Origin of the sequence: Herbiconiux daphne, from assembly GCF_024979295.1 — a bacterium.
Taxonomy (GTDB): Bacteria; Actinomycetota; Actinomycetes; order Actinomycetales; family Microbacteriaceae; genus Herbiconiux; species Herbiconiux daphnes.
In genome coordinates, this window is record NZ_JANLCJ010000004.1 from 503,749 (window position 1) to 518,404 (window position 14,656).

General features: G+C 70.4%; 15 protein-coding genes. 4 read left to right on the top strand and 11 right to left on the bottom strand.

Annotated features, from left to right (window positions below):
* Positions 1 to 5 precede the first annotated feature (5 nt).
* On the top strand, positions 6 to 299 hold the full coding sequence (purS, locus tag N1032_RS13565; protein WP_259539632.1) for a phosphoribosylformylglycinamidine synthase subunit PurS: 294 nt from the start codon (positions 6 to 8) through the stop codon (positions 297 to 299).
* On the top strand, positions 296 to 994 hold the full coding sequence (gene purQ / locus N1032_RS13570; RefSeq protein ID WP_259539633.1) for a phosphoribosylformylglycinamidine synthase subunit PurQ: 699 nt from the start codon (positions 296 to 298) through the stop codon (positions 992 to 994). The genes purS and purQ overlap by 4 nt, the downstream gene beginning before the upstream one ends.
* Positions 995 to 1,126: 132 nt before the next feature.
* On the opposite strand, the gene N1032_RS13575 is transcribed toward purQ, so the two are convergent.
* From N1032_RS13575 to N1032_RS13585, 3 genes are all read right to left on the bottom strand, one after another.
* Entirely contained in the window at positions 1,127 to 1,882 is a 756-nt protein-coding gene (locus N1032_RS13575) for a maleylpyruvate isomerase family mycothiol-dependent enzyme (RefSeq protein WP_259539634.1), read from the bottom strand.
* Positions 1,879 to 2,970: a cupin domain-containing protein gene (locus N1032_RS13580; RefSeq protein ID WP_407933039.1), complete on the bottom strand. Its 1,092-nt coding sequence runs from the start codon at positions 2,968 to 2,970 to the stop codon at positions 1,879 to 1,881. The genes N1032_RS13575 and N1032_RS13580 overlap by 4 nt, the downstream gene beginning before the upstream one ends.
* 61 nt (positions 2,971 to 3,031) lie before the next feature.
* Entirely contained in the window at positions 3,032 to 4,216 is a 1,185-nt protein-coding gene (locus N1032_RS13585) for an acyl-CoA dehydrogenase family protein (RefSeq protein WP_259539636.1), read from the bottom strand.
* Between the two features lie 249 nt (positions 4,217 to 4,465).
* Between N1032_RS13585 and N1032_RS13590 the strand changes: the two genes are divergently transcribed.
* Positions 4,466 to 5,005 carry a flavin reductase family protein gene (locus tag N1032_RS13590; protein ID WP_259539637.1) on the top strand — a complete coding sequence of 180 codons (540 nt, stop codon included), beginning with the start codon at positions 4,466 to 4,468 and terminating at the stop codon, positions 5,003 to 5,005.
* On the top strand, positions 5,002 to 5,991 hold the full coding sequence (locus tag N1032_RS13595) for a zinc-dependent alcohol dehydrogenase (RefSeq protein WP_259539638.1): 990 nt from the start codon (positions 5,002 to 5,004) through the stop codon (positions 5,989 to 5,991). Before N1032_RS13590 ends, N1032_RS13595 begins: the two co-directional genes overlap by 4 nt.
* 31 nt (positions 5,992 to 6,022) lie before the next feature.
* Here the strand turns inward: N1032_RS13595 and N1032_RS13600 are convergent, their stop codons facing one another.
* From N1032_RS13600 to N1032_RS13635, 8 genes are all read right to left on the bottom strand, one after another.
* Complete coding sequence (locus N1032_RS13600; RefSeq protein ID WP_259539639.1) at positions 6,023 to 7,801, bottom strand: thiamine pyrophosphate-binding protein; 1,779 nt, start codon at positions 7,799 to 7,801, stop codon at positions 6,023 to 6,025.
* Complete coding sequence (locus N1032_RS13605; protein ID WP_310795951.1) at positions 7,798 to 8,772, bottom strand: ABC transporter ATP-binding protein; 975 nt, start codon at positions 8,770 to 8,772, stop codon at positions 7,798 to 7,800. Before N1032_RS13605 ends, N1032_RS13600 begins: the two co-directional genes overlap by 4 nt.
* Complete coding sequence (locus N1032_RS13610) at positions 8,769 to 9,641, bottom strand: ABC transporter permease (RefSeq protein ID WP_259539640.1); 873 nt, start codon at positions 9,639 to 9,641, stop codon at positions 8,769 to 8,771. Before N1032_RS13610 ends, N1032_RS13605 begins: the two co-directional genes overlap by 4 nt.
* Positions 9,638 to 10,450 carry an ABC transporter permease gene (locus N1032_RS13615; RefSeq protein ID WP_259539641.1) on the bottom strand — a complete coding sequence of 271 codons (813 nt, stop codon included), beginning with the start codon at positions 10,448 to 10,450 and terminating at the stop codon, positions 9,638 to 9,640. The genes N1032_RS13610 and N1032_RS13615 overlap by 4 nt, the downstream gene beginning before the upstream one ends.
* Positions 10,451 to 10,501: 51 nt before the next feature.
* Positions 10,502 to 11,515, bottom strand: coding sequence for an ABC transporter substrate-binding protein (locus tag N1032_RS13620; RefSeq protein ID WP_259539642.1), 1,014 nt, complete (start codon positions 11,513 to 11,515; stop codon positions 10,502 to 10,504).
* Positions 11,516 to 11,826: 311 nt separating this feature from the next.
* Positions 11,827 to 12,660: an SDR family NAD(P)-dependent oxidoreductase gene (locus N1032_RS13625; RefSeq protein WP_259539643.1), complete on the bottom strand. Its 834-nt coding sequence runs from the start codon at positions 12,658 to 12,660 to the stop codon at positions 11,827 to 11,829.
* Positions 12,657 to 13,541, bottom strand: coding sequence for a LysR family transcriptional regulator (locus N1032_RS13630; protein ID WP_259539644.1), 885 nt, complete (start codon positions 13,539 to 13,541; stop codon positions 12,657 to 12,659). Before N1032_RS13630 ends, N1032_RS13625 begins: the two co-directional genes overlap by 4 nt.
* Positions 13,532 to 14,335, bottom strand: coding sequence for an alpha/beta fold hydrolase (locus tag N1032_RS13635; protein WP_259539645.1), 804 nt, complete (start codon positions 14,333 to 14,335; stop codon positions 13,532 to 13,534). The genes N1032_RS13630 and N1032_RS13635 overlap by 10 nt, the downstream gene beginning before the upstream one ends.
* Positions 14,336 to 14,656: the final 321 nt, after the last annotated feature.

Consider the following 14,656-nt stretch of genomic DNA (forward strand, 5'->3'; position numbering starts at 1 on the left):
AACTCGTGCCCACAATCGTCGTCGACGTCATGCCCAAAGCCGAACTGCTCGACCCCCAGGGCAAAGCCGTCGCCGGCGCTCTGGCCCGCCTCGGCAACGATCGGTTCACCGACGTGCGCGTCGGCAAGCGCTTCGAGCTCACCGTCGACGGCCCGGTCGACGACGCCGTGCTCGCATCGGTGCGCGAGATCGCCGACGACCTGCTCTCGAACGGCGTCATCGAAGACGTGGTGAACATCTCGGTGGTCGACGCCGCGGGCACGCACAGCGCCGCCGCGGCATCCGGAGCCCTCGCGTGACCCGGGTCGGAGTCATCACCTTTCCCGGTTCGCTCGACGACCGCGACGCGCAGCGGGCGGTGCGGTTCGCCGGGGCCGACCCCGTGGCGCTCTGGCACGGCGACCACGACCTGCAGGGCGTCGATGCGGTCGTGCTGCCGGGCGGCTTCAGCTACGGCGACTACCTGCGCTGCGGCGCGATCGCCTCGCACTCGCCCATCATGCGCGAGGTCGTGGCGGCGGCGGAGCGCGGAGTGCCGGTTCTCGGCATCTGCAACGGCTTCCAGATGCTGACCGAGGCGCACCTGCTGCCCGGAGGCCTCATCCGCAACGATCACGGTTCGTTCATCTGCCGCGACCAGGTGATGCGGGTCGAGAACACGTCGACGGCGTGGACCAACGGCTACGAGGTGGGCCAGCAGATCACGATCCCGCTGAAGAACGGCGAGGGCGGCTACATCGCCTCGGCCGAGACGCTCGAGCGGCTCGAGGGCGAGGGGCTCGTGGTGTTCCGCTATCTCGGTGTGAACCCCAACGGGTCGCTGAACGACATCGCCGGCGTCACCAACGAGCGCGGCAACGTGGTGGGCCTCATGCCCCACCCCGAGCACGCGGTCGAGGCCGGCTTCGGCCCCGACACCCCCGCCGCCATGCGCTCGGGCGTCGACGGTCTCGCCATGTTCACGTCAGCCCTGCGGAGCCTGCTCGCCGCCTGAGCCGCCCGGCCCGCCCGCGCTGCCCGTCCCGCCCGCGCCGCCCCTCTCGCCGAGTGGTCACTTTCGGCGAAAAAACGCAGGATTTGGCGCGAAAAGTGACCACTCGCGAGAAGGCGGGGCGCGAGCGCGCGGTCAGAGCCAGCGGGGGGCGACGTCGGGGGCGTCGCCGTTCGCGAGGGTGACCCCGAGCACCGAGCGGCCGGTCGCCCAGGCCAGCAGGTCGCTGCGGGTGCCGCGCACGAGGGTGTCCGGGGCATCCGGCCCGCCGTCGGCGCGGAAGACCTCGCCCGTGTCGGTGGCCTCGAGCACGTGGCGGGGCCCGGCGCCGGCCTTGTCACGAGCGGCCCAGGTGCCGAGCACGTCGCCGAGCAGCCGGCGTGCCACCGGTGCCGGCACGTCGGAGAAGCGCCCGCCGTTGCCGAGATCGAGAGCGTGCAGCCAGAGCTCGCGGGTGCGCATCCACACCGTCTCGGCAACGGGCACCTCGCGCCCGCGGGCGGTGACCACAGGGAACGACCAGCGCTCGGGCGGCAGATCCCGCCAGGCCACGTCGAGGGCCACTGCGGCGTGATCGGAGAGGTGGCGCAGGGCGCGCGGCGACAGCGTCGCACCGAGGTCGATCTCGGCGTCGCGGTGAGCGGATGACTCGTACATCGGGTTCTCGACGCCCGTCTCGGCCCATTCCACCAGCCGCGCGATGGCCCGGGCGTTGTAGCCCACGTGCGCCACGACGTGCGCGCGCGTCCACCCTGGCAGCCGCGAGATCTCGTAGAGGTCGACGTTCTGCAGCTCGTTGAGTTTGCGACTGAAGTTGGCCTGCCCGAGGCGCACCTGGCGCAGATCGTCGAGCACCGCGGCATCCGTGGCGCGATCGGTGAGAACCGTCATCGCTCGCGGCCGGCCACGTAGGTGCGGTCGAAGTTGAGTCGTTCGATGACGGGGGCGTCGGAGAACCGGAACAGGTCGAGCTCGGTCTCGGCGCGCAGCTCCCAGGGCTCCCACGACGGAACGACGACGAGGTCGCCCTTCTCGAGCAGCCAGGTGTGATCGGCCACCACCATCTCGCCCCGGCCCTCGAACACCTGCCAGACCGACGAACCCACCTCGCGGCGGCTCGGCGTCTGCGCCCCCGCCCGCAGGCGGTGGAACTCGGCGCGCAGGGTCGACATCACGTCGCCGCCGTTCGTCGGGTTGGTGAACCGGATGCCGGCATGCCCCTGTTCGACGGTGGCGGGGAAGCCCTCTTCCTCGAGCAGCAACTGCTCGCGCAGCGCCCGGTCGGTGTACTCCCAGCGGTAGGCGGCGATCGGCGAGTTCACGTGGGAGTCGAGCCCCGAGAGCGGCCGGATGCCGGGGTTGGCCCAGAGCCGCTCGGCGCGCGAGACCGAGGGGGTGGAGTAGTCGGTCACCCGCTCGGTGCCGTATTCGAAGAAGCCCACGTCGAGGTGATCGGCCAGCGGCACGTCGAGCCCGTCGACCCAGGCCATCGGCTGGTCGGTCTGGTTGTGGTGGCCGTGGAAGTTCCAGCCCGGCGTGAGCAGGAAGTCGCCGCGCCGCATGGCGACCGGGTCGCCGTTGACGACGGTCCAGACCCCCTCGCCCTCCACCACGAAGCGGAAGGCGTTCTGCGCGTGCCGGTGCTCGGGCGCCGTCTCGTGCGGCCCGAGGTATTGGATGGCCGCCCAGATCGTGGGGGTGGCGTAGGGGTGGCCGTTCAGCCCGGGGTTCGCCAGGGCGATCGCCCGGCGCTCGCCCCCGCGGCCCACCGGCACGAGGTCGCCCGAGCGCGCGGCCAGCGGCAGCAGCTCGTTCCAGCGCCAGACGAACGGCACCGCCTTCGATCGCGGCACATCCGTCATCACCTCGCCGAGCTGGGTCCAGAGCGGGCTGAGGTTCTTCGCCTCGAAGTCGGCGTAGAGCTGCGTGAGTTCGGGGCTCTGCTCGCCGCCCTCCATCGCGTTCTCGACGTCGTTCATCGTGTTGTGGTCGGTCATTCGAACTCCTCTGTTCAGCTGACGGGCAGTCGATGCGGCCAGGTCAGACCAGCTGGAAGTGCACCCACTTCTGGCCCTCGGCGAGCCCGGCGAGCTGACGCCCGGCCGACTGCAGGATGATGGGCGACGACGAGATGTGCTGGGTTCCGCCGTGCACGTCACGGTAGAGGCGCTGGATCGTGCCGCGGCGCAGGGCGTCGGTTCCCGCGCTGCGATAGACGAACCCGGCCACGTCGTCGAGGGTCCAGGTGGCGTTGGAGAGGGCCGCCCGGTTGAGGGTCTCGAGCCGGATCGACATGCGGTCGCCCGTCGCGAGCTCGGCCTCGATCTCTTCCCACACGTCGTACAGCAGTGCGTGGGCGGCGCGCAGTTTGAGCTCGGCGTTGGCGTACTGCTCGTGGAAGCTCGGGTTCTCGGCCGACGACCCGGCGCGTCCCGCCTTCGACCGCACGGTGGCGGCGAGCTCGTCGAGCAGCCGCCGCCCCACCCCGAGCGCCCAGGCGCCGTGGTTGATGCTGGCGAAGTTGCCGATGCCGACGCGGTAGAGGCTGCCACCGGTGACCGGCTCGACGCTCAGCGAGGGGTAGCTCATCTCGGTGGGCACGAACACCCCGTCGAGCGAGTAGTCGATGCTCGCGGTGCCACGCAGGCCCAGCACGTCCCAGTTGTCGACGAAGTCGACCTGGTCGACGGGCACGATGAAGAACCGCGTCTCGCCGGTCTTCGTGTCGGCCGCGGCCGTGTGCAGGTGGGTGGCGTGCTTGATGCCCGAGGCGAACGACCACTGGCCGCTGATGCGGTAGCCGCCGTCGACGGGCTCGGCCCGGCCGGCGCGCGTGCCCTGCCCGGCGATGCCGAGACGGGGTGTTGCGAACAGCGCCTCGGCGGCGTCGCGATCGAAGAAGGCGCCGGCGAGGCCGGTCGACATGGCCAGGGCCATCGTGACCCACCCGGTCGACGGGTCGGCGTAGGAGAGCGTGCGGTAGACATCCATCGCCTGCCGCGGCGTCATCTCGCTGCCGCCCAGTTCGCGCGGGGTGATGACGCCGATCGCGCCGCTGGCATAGAGCGCCTCGACGACGGGTTCCGCGATGCGGCCCTCGACGTCGTTCTCGGCGCCGTAGGAGTCGACCAGGTCGTGCAGACCGGCGACGGCCGTGAGCACGTCGCTCGCGCTCGGCGCGCTGTCCAGTGCCGTCGACGTGCGGCGCTCGGCTAGCTCGGTCATGGTGAACTCCAATGTTCGTGGCGAAGATGCTGTTGGCGACGCTAACCCAGCGGTCACGGCCCTGACCAGACGTCGGTGATAGGCATTGACCGCCGACTGAGAGCCATTCGTTATCGCTCTGCTGCATCCAGTCGCCGATCACCGAGCGCTATCACTGGCAGCCAACGGCTATTGGAGAAGCGATCACGAAGCGCGTAGACCTGAAGGCGAGCAGCGGTCGCCGATGACCGCCCGACGAAAGGCAGGCTCATGTCGATCACCGCACCCGCACTTCCCGATGCCACCGCACCGGCGCCCGACTCGCTGACCGCCGCCGACTTCCGGGCCGTCTGCTCGAGCTTCGTCACGGGGGTGACCGTGGTCACCGCCCGCTCGGCCGACGGCGTGCACGGCAGCACGGTGAACTCCTTCACCTCGCTGTCGGCCTCCCCGCCGCAGATCATCGTGTGCCTGGCCCGCACCACCGCCACCCTGGGCCACGTGCTCGCGAGCGGCCGGCTGGCCGTGAACATCCTCTCGCACGACCAGGAGCAGGTCGCCCGGGTGTTCGCGTCGAAAGAGAGCGACAAGCTCGACCGCGTCGAATGGACCTCGGGCGAGAACGGCGCACCGCTGCTCGAGGGGTCGATGGCCTCGCTCGAGTGCACGGTGATGGACGTTCAGCCCCAGGCCACCCACATGCTCATCGTCTGCCAGGTCACCCGTGCCGTGCACGAGCCCGACTCGGCGCCCCTGGTGTTCTTCCGCAGCACGATGTCGGCGGGCCAGGCACTGGCCGCCGCCGTATGAGGGCTCTGGTCTGGCGCGGCCCGTTCTCACACCAGCTCGAGGAGCTCGACACCCCGGTCGCCGGGCCCGGCGAGGTGCTCGTCGAGGTGGCCCGGGTGGGCATCTGCGGCTCTGACGTCACGGCGCACAAGGGCGTGATGGGCATCTCGAAACCCGGTGCCGTGCGCGGCCACGAATTCTCGGGCACGGTGACGGATGCCGCGGGCTCCGCCCTGGCGCCGGGCACCCGCGTCTCGGTCGACCCGGTCATCCCGTGCGGCACCTGCCCGGCCTGCCTCGACGGCCGCCCCAGCTCGTGCTCGGCCATCCGCATCGTGGGCGTTCACCGGCCCGGCGCCTTCGCGCGCTATGTCGCCGTGCCGGCCGGCAACGCGCATCCGGTGCCCGACTCGCTCTCGTGGGAGGCGGCCGCCTCGGCCGAACCGCTCGCCCAGGCCCGTCACGACGTGTTGCGCGCCGCCGAGCTCGGCCCGCTGGGCGAGTGCCTCGTGATCGGCAGCGGCTCGATCGGACTCTGGATCGTGCACGCCCTGCGGCTCGAGGGCGCGACCGGGGTCACCGTCGTCGACCCGGATGCCGCGAAGCACGACTCGGCGCGCGCCGCCGGTGCGGCACTCTGCGTGAGCTCGGCCGACGAGGTGCCGGCGGCATCCTTCGACACCGTCTTCGACGTGGTGGGCATCGCCGCCACACGCGGAGCCGCCATCTCGCGCGCCCGCAACGGCGGCACCGTGATCGCCGTGGGACTCGGCGCCGACGAGGTGGCCGTGCCGTGGTTCGACCTGGTGAGGCGCGAGATCACCGTGCGCGGGGCGAACTGCTTCACACCCGCCGATTTCGAGGTGGCGCTCGGCTGGCTGGCCGACGGCACGGTGGCGCCCGCCCCGGGCTTTCGCGTGGTCGACCTCGCCGAGGGCGGCGCGGTGTTCGACGGCATCGTCGACCACACCGACGCGTTCTCGGGCAAGACCTTCCTCGCACCCTGAGCCGCGCGCCTTGAGCCTCGCGCCGCTCGCGTCAGACGTGCGCGTAGATGGGCGAGCGCACCTCGCGCGTGATGCGGGCGTCGACGACGAACGGGCCGCGCGAGCGGTCCCACCCGGCCAGCGCGGGCTCGAGCTGCTCGACCGCGGTGACGACCGCACCCTGCGCGCCGAACCCGCGGGCGAGCGCCGCGAAATCGGCGTAGCCGAAGATCGCCTGGTCGAGGGGCACGCCCCAGTCCTGCATGTGCACGAGCTCACTGCCGGCGGCCCCGTCGTTCATGCACACCACGAGCAGGGGCGCCCGTTCGCGCACGGCCGTCTCGAGGTCGCCGAGGGTGAGGTAGAGACCGCAGTCGCCGATGAAGAGAACGGATGCCGTGGCCGGGTCGGCGACGGCACTCGCGAAGCTCGCACCGAGAGCGCTGCCCACCGCGCCGAAGTCGGGCATCCACACAAGCGACCTCGGCGCACGGTGGGTCAGGTAGAGCATCGGGAACGCCCCGAAGTGGCCGTTGTCGACGAACACGCGGCGGTCTCGCGGCAGCAGCCGCTCGAACTCGAGGCTCAGCAGGCGGGGGTCGACGAGACCGTCGCCCGAGCGGTCGTCGCGCGGGTCGACCGTCTCGGCCGGAAGGCGTTCCTGCATCTTCGGCATCCGGCCGCGGGCGCGCAACTCCGCGACGATGGCGGCCGTGCCGGCACAGGCATCCGCCTCCACCACGACCGTGCGCCCGGCGGTGAGCAGTGCGCCTGAACTCCGGTCGACCGGAGCGCGGCGCACCACGTCGGCGGCCCCGATCGCCGGCAGCTCGGAGCGCGGGTCGAGATCGATGCGCACGATGGTGCGGCCGCGCGTGAACTCGCCCTTGCGGGTCTGGAAGGTGTTGAGCGACGCCCCGATCACCACGAGGCAGTCGGCCTGTTCGACCAGGGCCTCGGTGGCGCCGATCGAGAATCCGCCGAACTGGCCCACCACCGCCGGGTGGTCGCCCAGCGCGCCCGAGGCCGGCACGGTGGTGGCCACGCGCGCGCCGAGGAGCTCGGCGAGTTGGAGCACGTCGGCAGCCGCGCCCGCCTCGATGACACCGCGCCCGGCCACGACGAGCGGATGCGCAGCCGCCTCGATGGCGTCGGCCGCCGCGACGATCTGCTGCGGGTCGGGCGCAGGCGCCGCTGCAGCAGCAGGCGCACCCGCACCGGCAGGCGCAGGCGCAGCCGCAGCAGTCGCAGCCGCGGCCGCCGGCCCGGCCTCTCCGGAACCGCCGGCCGGGAGCTCGAGCGATGCCGCCGTCACTTTGTCGAGACCCGCGGGCATCACGAACGCGATGGCACGCCGCTCGCCCCGGGCCCGCCGGATCGCCTCGAGCAGGCGGGAGCCGGCATCCGCCCCCTCGGCGCGCACGGTGAGGATTCCGAGCGGGTCGAGCAGCGCCTCGGGGGCGAGCGCCTGCATGCCCCCGGCGAAGGGGAAGCGGCCGGGATCGAGGTTCGAGGAATCGCTCACGAGCAGCACGAGGGGCGAGCGGCCGCGGTCGGCGGTGAGCATGGCGGTGATGGTGTTGGTGAAGCCGGGGCCCTGCGTGACCGTCGCCCAGCCGAGGCGTCCGGTGCTGCGGGCATAGCCGTCCGCCGCCCCGACGGCTCCGTTCTCGTGCCGCAGGTGGTGGATCGACACCCCGTGCTCCACGTCGAGGTGGTGCACGAGCCACAGGTTGCCCGCGCCCATCAGGGTGAACAGGTGGTCGCATCCCTCGGCCGCCATGATCGCGGCGAGCTGCTGGGCGACGGTCTGCGCAGGCCCGTCGCTCATGCGGCGTGCGGCGCGTGCGGCATGACCAGGTCGAGCAGGTGCCGGCGCAGGTCGAGGAACTCGTCGCTCGCGCGGGTGGCGACCTGCTCGCGCTCGCGGCCGAGCGGCACGTCGACCACTTCGCGCACGCGGCTCGGCGAGCCCGAGAGCACGACGATGCGGTCGGAGAGGTAGATCGCCTCGTCGATGTCGTGGGTCACGAGCACGACGGTGATGCCGAGTTCGCGCCGCACCGTGAGGATGAGGTCTTCGAGGTCGAACCGGGTCTGCGCGTCGACCGAGGCGAAGGGCTCGTCCATCAGCAGCAGGTCGGGCTTGTACGACAGGGCGCGGGCGATCGCGACGCGCTGCTGCATTCCGCCCGAGAGCTCCCACGGGTACTGCTTCTCGACGTGCCCGAGCCCGACCTTGGCGAGCACCTCGCTCACACGCTCGGCGCGCTGCGCCTTCGGCATGCCGCGGGCGGCGAGCGGCAGCCCGACGTTCTTGGCGTTGGTGAACCACGGGTAGAGCGAACGCCCGTAGTCCTGGAACACCAGCCCGAGCTGGTCGGGCACCGCGGTCAGCGGCGTGCCCTCGAAGGCGAGGGTGCCGGAGCTCGCCTTCGCGAGGCCCGAGATGCAGCGCAGCAGCGTCGTCTTTCCGGCGCCCGAGGGGCCGACGATGCAGACGAACTCGCCTTTCGACACCGTGAAGCTCACGTCGTCGATGGCCGTCTTGGCCTGCGGTTTGCCCTCGTTGTAGATCTTGCGAAGGTGCTCGACGGTGAGCACTTCAGACGTGGCCGTGGCGTTGGACATGGCGTGTTCTCCGGTCTTCTGGGGTTCGAGCGGGAGGGGTTCGAGCGGGAGGGGTTCGAGCGGGAGGGGTTCGAGCGGGAGGGGTTCGAGCGGGAGGGGTTCGAGCGGGAGGGGTTCGAGCGGGAGGGGTTCGAGCGGGAGGGGTTCGAGCTGATCGGGCGCGGTGCTCACGAGTTGCCGAGCGCGCGGGAGCGGTAGTACCAGCGCAGCACGATCCGCTCCACGAGCACGAAGACGTAGTTGGCCACGGTGCCGATGATGGCGAGCGTCAGGATGCCGGTCCACATCGTCGTCACGGCGAACACCGTCTGCGCCTGCAGGATGAAGTAGCCGATGCCCTGCTTCGCGGCCACCATCTCGGTGACCACCATGAGGATGATCGAGGTCTGCAGGCTGGCGCGCAGACCGGCGGCGATCTGCGGGCCGGCGCCCGGCAGCACCAGCGAGAACAGGATGCGCACGGGGCTCAGCTTCATGGCGCGCGCGGTGTCGAACTTCACCTGGTCGATGCCCCGCATGCCGTCGAGCGTGTTGAGCAGGGTGGGCCAGATGGCGCCGAACGAGATGAGCGCGATCTGCCGCAGCTCGCCGATGCCGAACAGGGCGATCATGGCGGGCAGGAGCGCCGGGGCCGGCAGCACGTAGAGGAAGTAGATGATGGGGTTCGACACCCGGCGCACCGGCGGGAAGCGCCACAGCAGGGTTCCGAACACCACGCCGATCAGCGCGCCGCCGGCATAGCCGAGCAGCAGGTTGCGCAGGCTCGAACTGAGCTGGAACTTGGCGTCGCCGATCACCCACTGGTTCCACCACTCCTCGAGGATGCGGCTGAGCGGCGGGAAGAACGGCGACGTGCTCGAGGCCGACAGGAACCACCAGGCGGCGAGCAGCACGATCGGCAGCCAGACGGCGATGAGCACGTTGCGCACCACCGTGCCGCGGCTGCGGCCGCGAGGGGTGACGAGCAGGTCGGTGGTCTCGCCGATCGAGGGTCCGTCGGCCCGCTCGGGCACGACCTCGGGCAGGATGGTCTGGCTCATCGGAGGGCCCCTTCGGCGTTGGAGCGGATGTTCCGCTGCGATTCGTGCCAGTGCATGACGTTGCGCTCGAGCAGGAAGAACGCTCCCGTGAGCACGATGCCGAGAAGACCCGCGGTGAGGATGTAGGCGTACATCACGGGGTAGGCCGACGACCCGCCGTTCTGCGCCTGCAGGATGTTGCGGCCGATGCCGGCGGCACCACCCACCAGCTCGGAGACCACCGCGAGGATGAGCGCCGACGCGGACGCGATGCGCAGCCCGGTCGCGATGTAGGGCGAGGCGCTCGGGATGGTGATGGTGACGAAGCGGCGCAACCCGCCCACGCCGAGGGCCTTGGCCGTGTCGAGCACGATCGGGTCCATCGACCGCACCCCGTAGATCACCTGGATGACGAGCGGCCAGAACACGCCGAACGTGATGAGGAAAACCTTCATCGGCAGGGTCGAGCCGAGCACCAGGATGACCAGCGGGAGGATGGCGATGGCCGGGATCGCCTTGAAGATCTCGATCACGCTCGCCGCACTCCGGAAGGCGAAGTCGTTGAACGCCAGCGCCGACCCGATGGTGATCGCCAGTGCGCTGGCGATCACCATCCCCAGGAACCAGGCCTGAAGAGTCGAGCCGATCGACATCCAGTACGCCGGCGTGGCCACGGCCTTGCCGAGCGCCTGCACGGTGTCGAACATCGTCGGGAACTGGTCGGCACGGAACAGACCGCCCGCGGTCACCAGCTGCCACAGCAGCAGGGCGACCACGACCGCGGCTGCCGGGGCCAGCCAGCGCACTGACCGACGCGTCGTTGCGTTCATCGTTCGGAATCCTCTTCGACTCGGGTTTCGGGTGGTGGTGCGGTGGTGGAGCTAGTTGTTCTCTTCCAGCGCTCCGGGCCAGACCAGCTCGTTCACGTCGAGATCCTTGGTCAGGCCGGCATACTTCGACAGCAGCTTCTTGGCCGTCTCGAAGCCCTCGACGTTCACGTAGGGGTTCGAGCCGGTGTTCCACTTGGCAGCCTTGGCGGCCTCCTCGGTCAGACCGAGGTTGGTGACCAGGGTCTCCTTGGCCTTGTCGATGTTCGCCGTCGCGTACTCCTGCGACTCCACCATCGCGTCGGCGAAGGCCTTCACGGTGTCGGGGTTGGCGTCGATGTAGTTCTGGCTGGTGGTGTAGAGACCGACGGCCATGTCGGGGAAGGTCTCGACGTTCGGCTTGCCGATGATGGTCGCTCCAGCCGCCTCGGCCTCGGCGATGAACGGCGCCTGCACGACGGCGGCGTCGATGTCACCCGCGGCGAGCGCGGCCGGCATCTGGCCGAAGGGCAGCTGCACGAGGTTGATCGACGTGGTGTCGACGCCCTCTTTGGCGGCCATGTCCCAGGCGGCGAGCGTGTTGAGCGACGAGAGGCCGATCACGCCGAGCGTCTTGCCCCCGAGGTCGCCCGCCGAGGCGATGCCCGAGTCGGGGCCGGCGACGAGCGCGTTGCCCTCATCCGGCTCCTCCTCGGCCTTCTGCTGCCCCTCGACGGTGGCGACGGCGCGGATCGGGATGTCGTTGGCGTTCGCGTTGATGACGTGCACCACGGTGGCGAACCCGAAGTCGTATTGACCGCTCGCCACCCCGGAGATGATCGCCGCGACATCCGTCTGTGGCACGAGCTCGACCTCGAGCCCGTGCTTCGCGAAGATGCCGTCCTGAATGCCGAGGTAGATCGGCGCCGTCTGCGACGACGGGTTCGTGGCGACCGTGATCTTGGTGGTCTCGCCCCCGCCGGCGGCAGCGCCGTCGGTGCTCGTCGCGTCGGAGCTGCCTGCGCAGCCCGCGAGAAGCGCCGTTGCGGCGAGGAGTGCTCCGCCCGCGAGAAGTGCTTTTCTAGACATTCGGGATGTCCTTTCGGTAGATGTGAGTGCTGGAGTCGCTCGCGATCGAGGTCACTGTCAGAACTGCTCCTTCGCAGTGGCGGCGAACGGGATTCGCCTGTGCTGTGTGCGCCATCCGGGCCGGCGATCTCGGCGTCGAGATCGACCGTGTCCGGGCGGTGCGGTGACTGCGGGGCAGGCCTCGCCCGCCGCGACTTTCGTTCAGGCTAATCTCCGTGTGATGCTCCGGAGTGGCCCGAAAGCTCTCACGTGATAACGCTTGAGAGCGGTTCGCGGATGCAAGGGTGACGAGGGCGGTCGACATGGCCTGCTCAGTTCCTGGTGACCATGACGCCACCGTCGATGACGAAGACGGCACCGGTGATGTGACGGGCGGCGGGCGAGGCCAGAAGCAGCGCCAGGCCCTCGATCTCGGCCGGATCGGCGATGCGTTTGGTAGCCGTGGCGCGGGTGAGGGCGTCGATCATGCCGGTGTTGCCCGGATTCCTAGCACCGATCGCGGTGAGGAACGACCCCGGTGCGATCACGTTCACGTTGATGCCCCGGGGCGCGAGTTCGGCGGCGGCGTTCTGGGCGAACAGGGTCACGGCCGCCTTCGAGCTGGAATAGGCGTAGCCCACCAGGGGGTCGGGGCCGAGGCCCGCCACCGACGAGGTCACGATGATGCGGCCGTCGCCGTCGTTGACGTGCTCGGCCGCCGCGCGCACGGTGTTCATCAGGCCGGTGAGGTTGACGTCGAGCACCTCGCTCCAGCGCTGCGGATCGAACTCCGCCAGCCGGCCCACGCCGAAGCGCTGCCCGAGGCCTGCCGAGATGCCGGCGTTCGCGAATACGATGTCGAGCCCACTGCCCCACGCGGCGGCATCCCGCATCACGGCATCCATCGCGTCGGCGTCGCGCACGTCGGCACAGGCCGACCGCACGTCGAGGCCCTCGGCCGCCAACTCGGCCCGTGCGGCGTCGAGCGTCTCGGGCACGGCGTCGACGAGCAGCACCCGGGCCCCGTTGCGCGCGAGCACGCGGGCCATCGCGAAGCCGAGGCCGCTGGCGGCGCCGGTCACCACCGCTCCGCGGCCGGCGACGGCGAAGAGCACGTCGGGTCGTGACGACTCCGGTCTCGTGGTCGTGGTCATCGTGGCCGTCACCGTCCGTTCCAGGGTCGCATGTCGAGAAAGTTCGTGAGCACCGCAGGCTTGGCGCGGTTGTTCCAGATCAGCCCGATGCTCAGTCGCGGCGCGATGTCGGCGATGGGCCGGTAGGCCACGCCCTGCTGGGGAGCGAGCTTCGCCGACGACGGAGCGAACCCGACGCCGAGGCCACCGGCCACGAGGCCGAGGGCCACCCAGGTCGAGTTCACCTCGTGTGCCACCCGCGGGCTGAACCCGGCCTCGTTGCAGACCGAGATGTAGTAGTCGTGCAGGGCCGGCTCGACCCGGCGGTCGATCAGGATGATGTCTTCGTCGGCGATGTCACGCAGGTCGATCTCGTCTTTCTCGGTCAGCGGATGCCCTTCGGGAATCGCCAGCGAGACGTCCTGCTGCGACACGGGCTCGAAGGCGAGGTCGTCGCGCAGCTCGACGGGCAGTCGCGTGAACGCGCAGTGCACCGTGCGGCTCGCGGTCTGGTCGAGAGCCTGCCGACTGGTGAGTTCTGCGAGTCGGATGCGCACGTCGGGGTATTCCTTGCGATAGCGACGAAGCGCCCGGGGCAGCAGGTCGGCGAGCGCCGGCTGGATGAAGCCGATGTTGAGATGCCCCACCTGACCACGACTCACCGCCATCGCCCGGGCCTTGGCGCCGTCGGCCTGGGCGAGCACCGCGATCGCCTCTTCGAGGAAGGTCTTGCCTGCCTCGGTGAGGGTGACGTGCCGGCGGTCGCGTTCGAGCAGCATCAGGCCCAGTTCGTTCTCGAGCGAGCTGATCTGCTTGCTGAGTGCCGGTTGCACGATGTGCAGGTTCTCGGCGGCTTTGCGGAAGTGCAGCTCTTCGGCCACGGCCACGAAGTAGCGCAGGTGCCTCAGTTCCATGGTGCCCCCGTTCCGCTCGAGGTGAGCAAGCCCGTCGCCTCGAGGAACTCCTGCGGGCGCTCGACGTGCGGCAGGTGGCCGGCGCGCGGGATGACGGTGACCCGCGCCTCGGGGAACACGTGCCGCCAGGCGCTGAGGTAGCTGACGGGCACCACGCCGTCGTTCTCGCCCCAGACGAGGTGCACCGGAACGGGGTGCTCGGCCGCCCACCGGGTGGCTCGGGCGGCGAGGGAGGGGTCGTGCATGTAGGGGTCGCCCGCGATGCGCCTCGCGGTGGCCCGGTTGCGGGCGAGCAGGGCGGCGACGGTGGGCTCCCGCGGGTTGGCCCGCGCCGCGGCCCGGCGATCCTCGTCGAAGACCGTGGCCTCGAGCGCCGATACGGGATCGAGTTCGAACACGTTCGGGGCCGTGCCGTCGCCCGCGAGGCCGGCCGGGTCGATCAGGATGAGCTGTTCCACCCGTTCCGGCACGAGCAGGGCCAGCTCGACCGCGGTCCAGCCGCCCAGCGAACAACCGATGAGCGTCAGGCGATCGATGCCCAGCGCATCCAGGGCCTGGCGGTGCACGGCGGCGAGATCGCCGACGCTCTCGACCGCGAAGTCGTCGCTCTCGAGGAACCCCGGATGGTCGGGCCGGATGACGCGGAACCGCTCGGCCAGGTCGCCGAGAACGGGAAGGAAGGCGCCGTTGTCGCCCACGCCGTGCAGGTAGACCAGGGGTGGGCCGTCGCCGGCCGTGATCGTGCGCAACTGCCCGCCGTGCAGGGTCAGCCGTTCGATGCGTTCGTCGGTCACAGTGCTCCTTTGCACGATCGCGCGGCGTTGCGCGATCGGACTCGGTGATCACTGTAAGTGTTCGGTGGCGCTCAACCTAATACCGGAATGCATCATTGTGATCACTTCGAGGAATCAGTGGCGTCGGCCCTCTCAGCGACTCGGGCGGCGACTTGTGCAGGGCCTCGAGCGTGGCTTCGAGCGGGCGGCAAGCGATCACCCGAAGTGCTCACAGGATCACAAATGGCGCTTGGAGATGATCGATCGGCGCGAAGTAGCGTGAGGCCGTACCGCACCGACGTCGTCGTCATCGGCCGATCCCGGCCCTGCCGTCGGCATGAC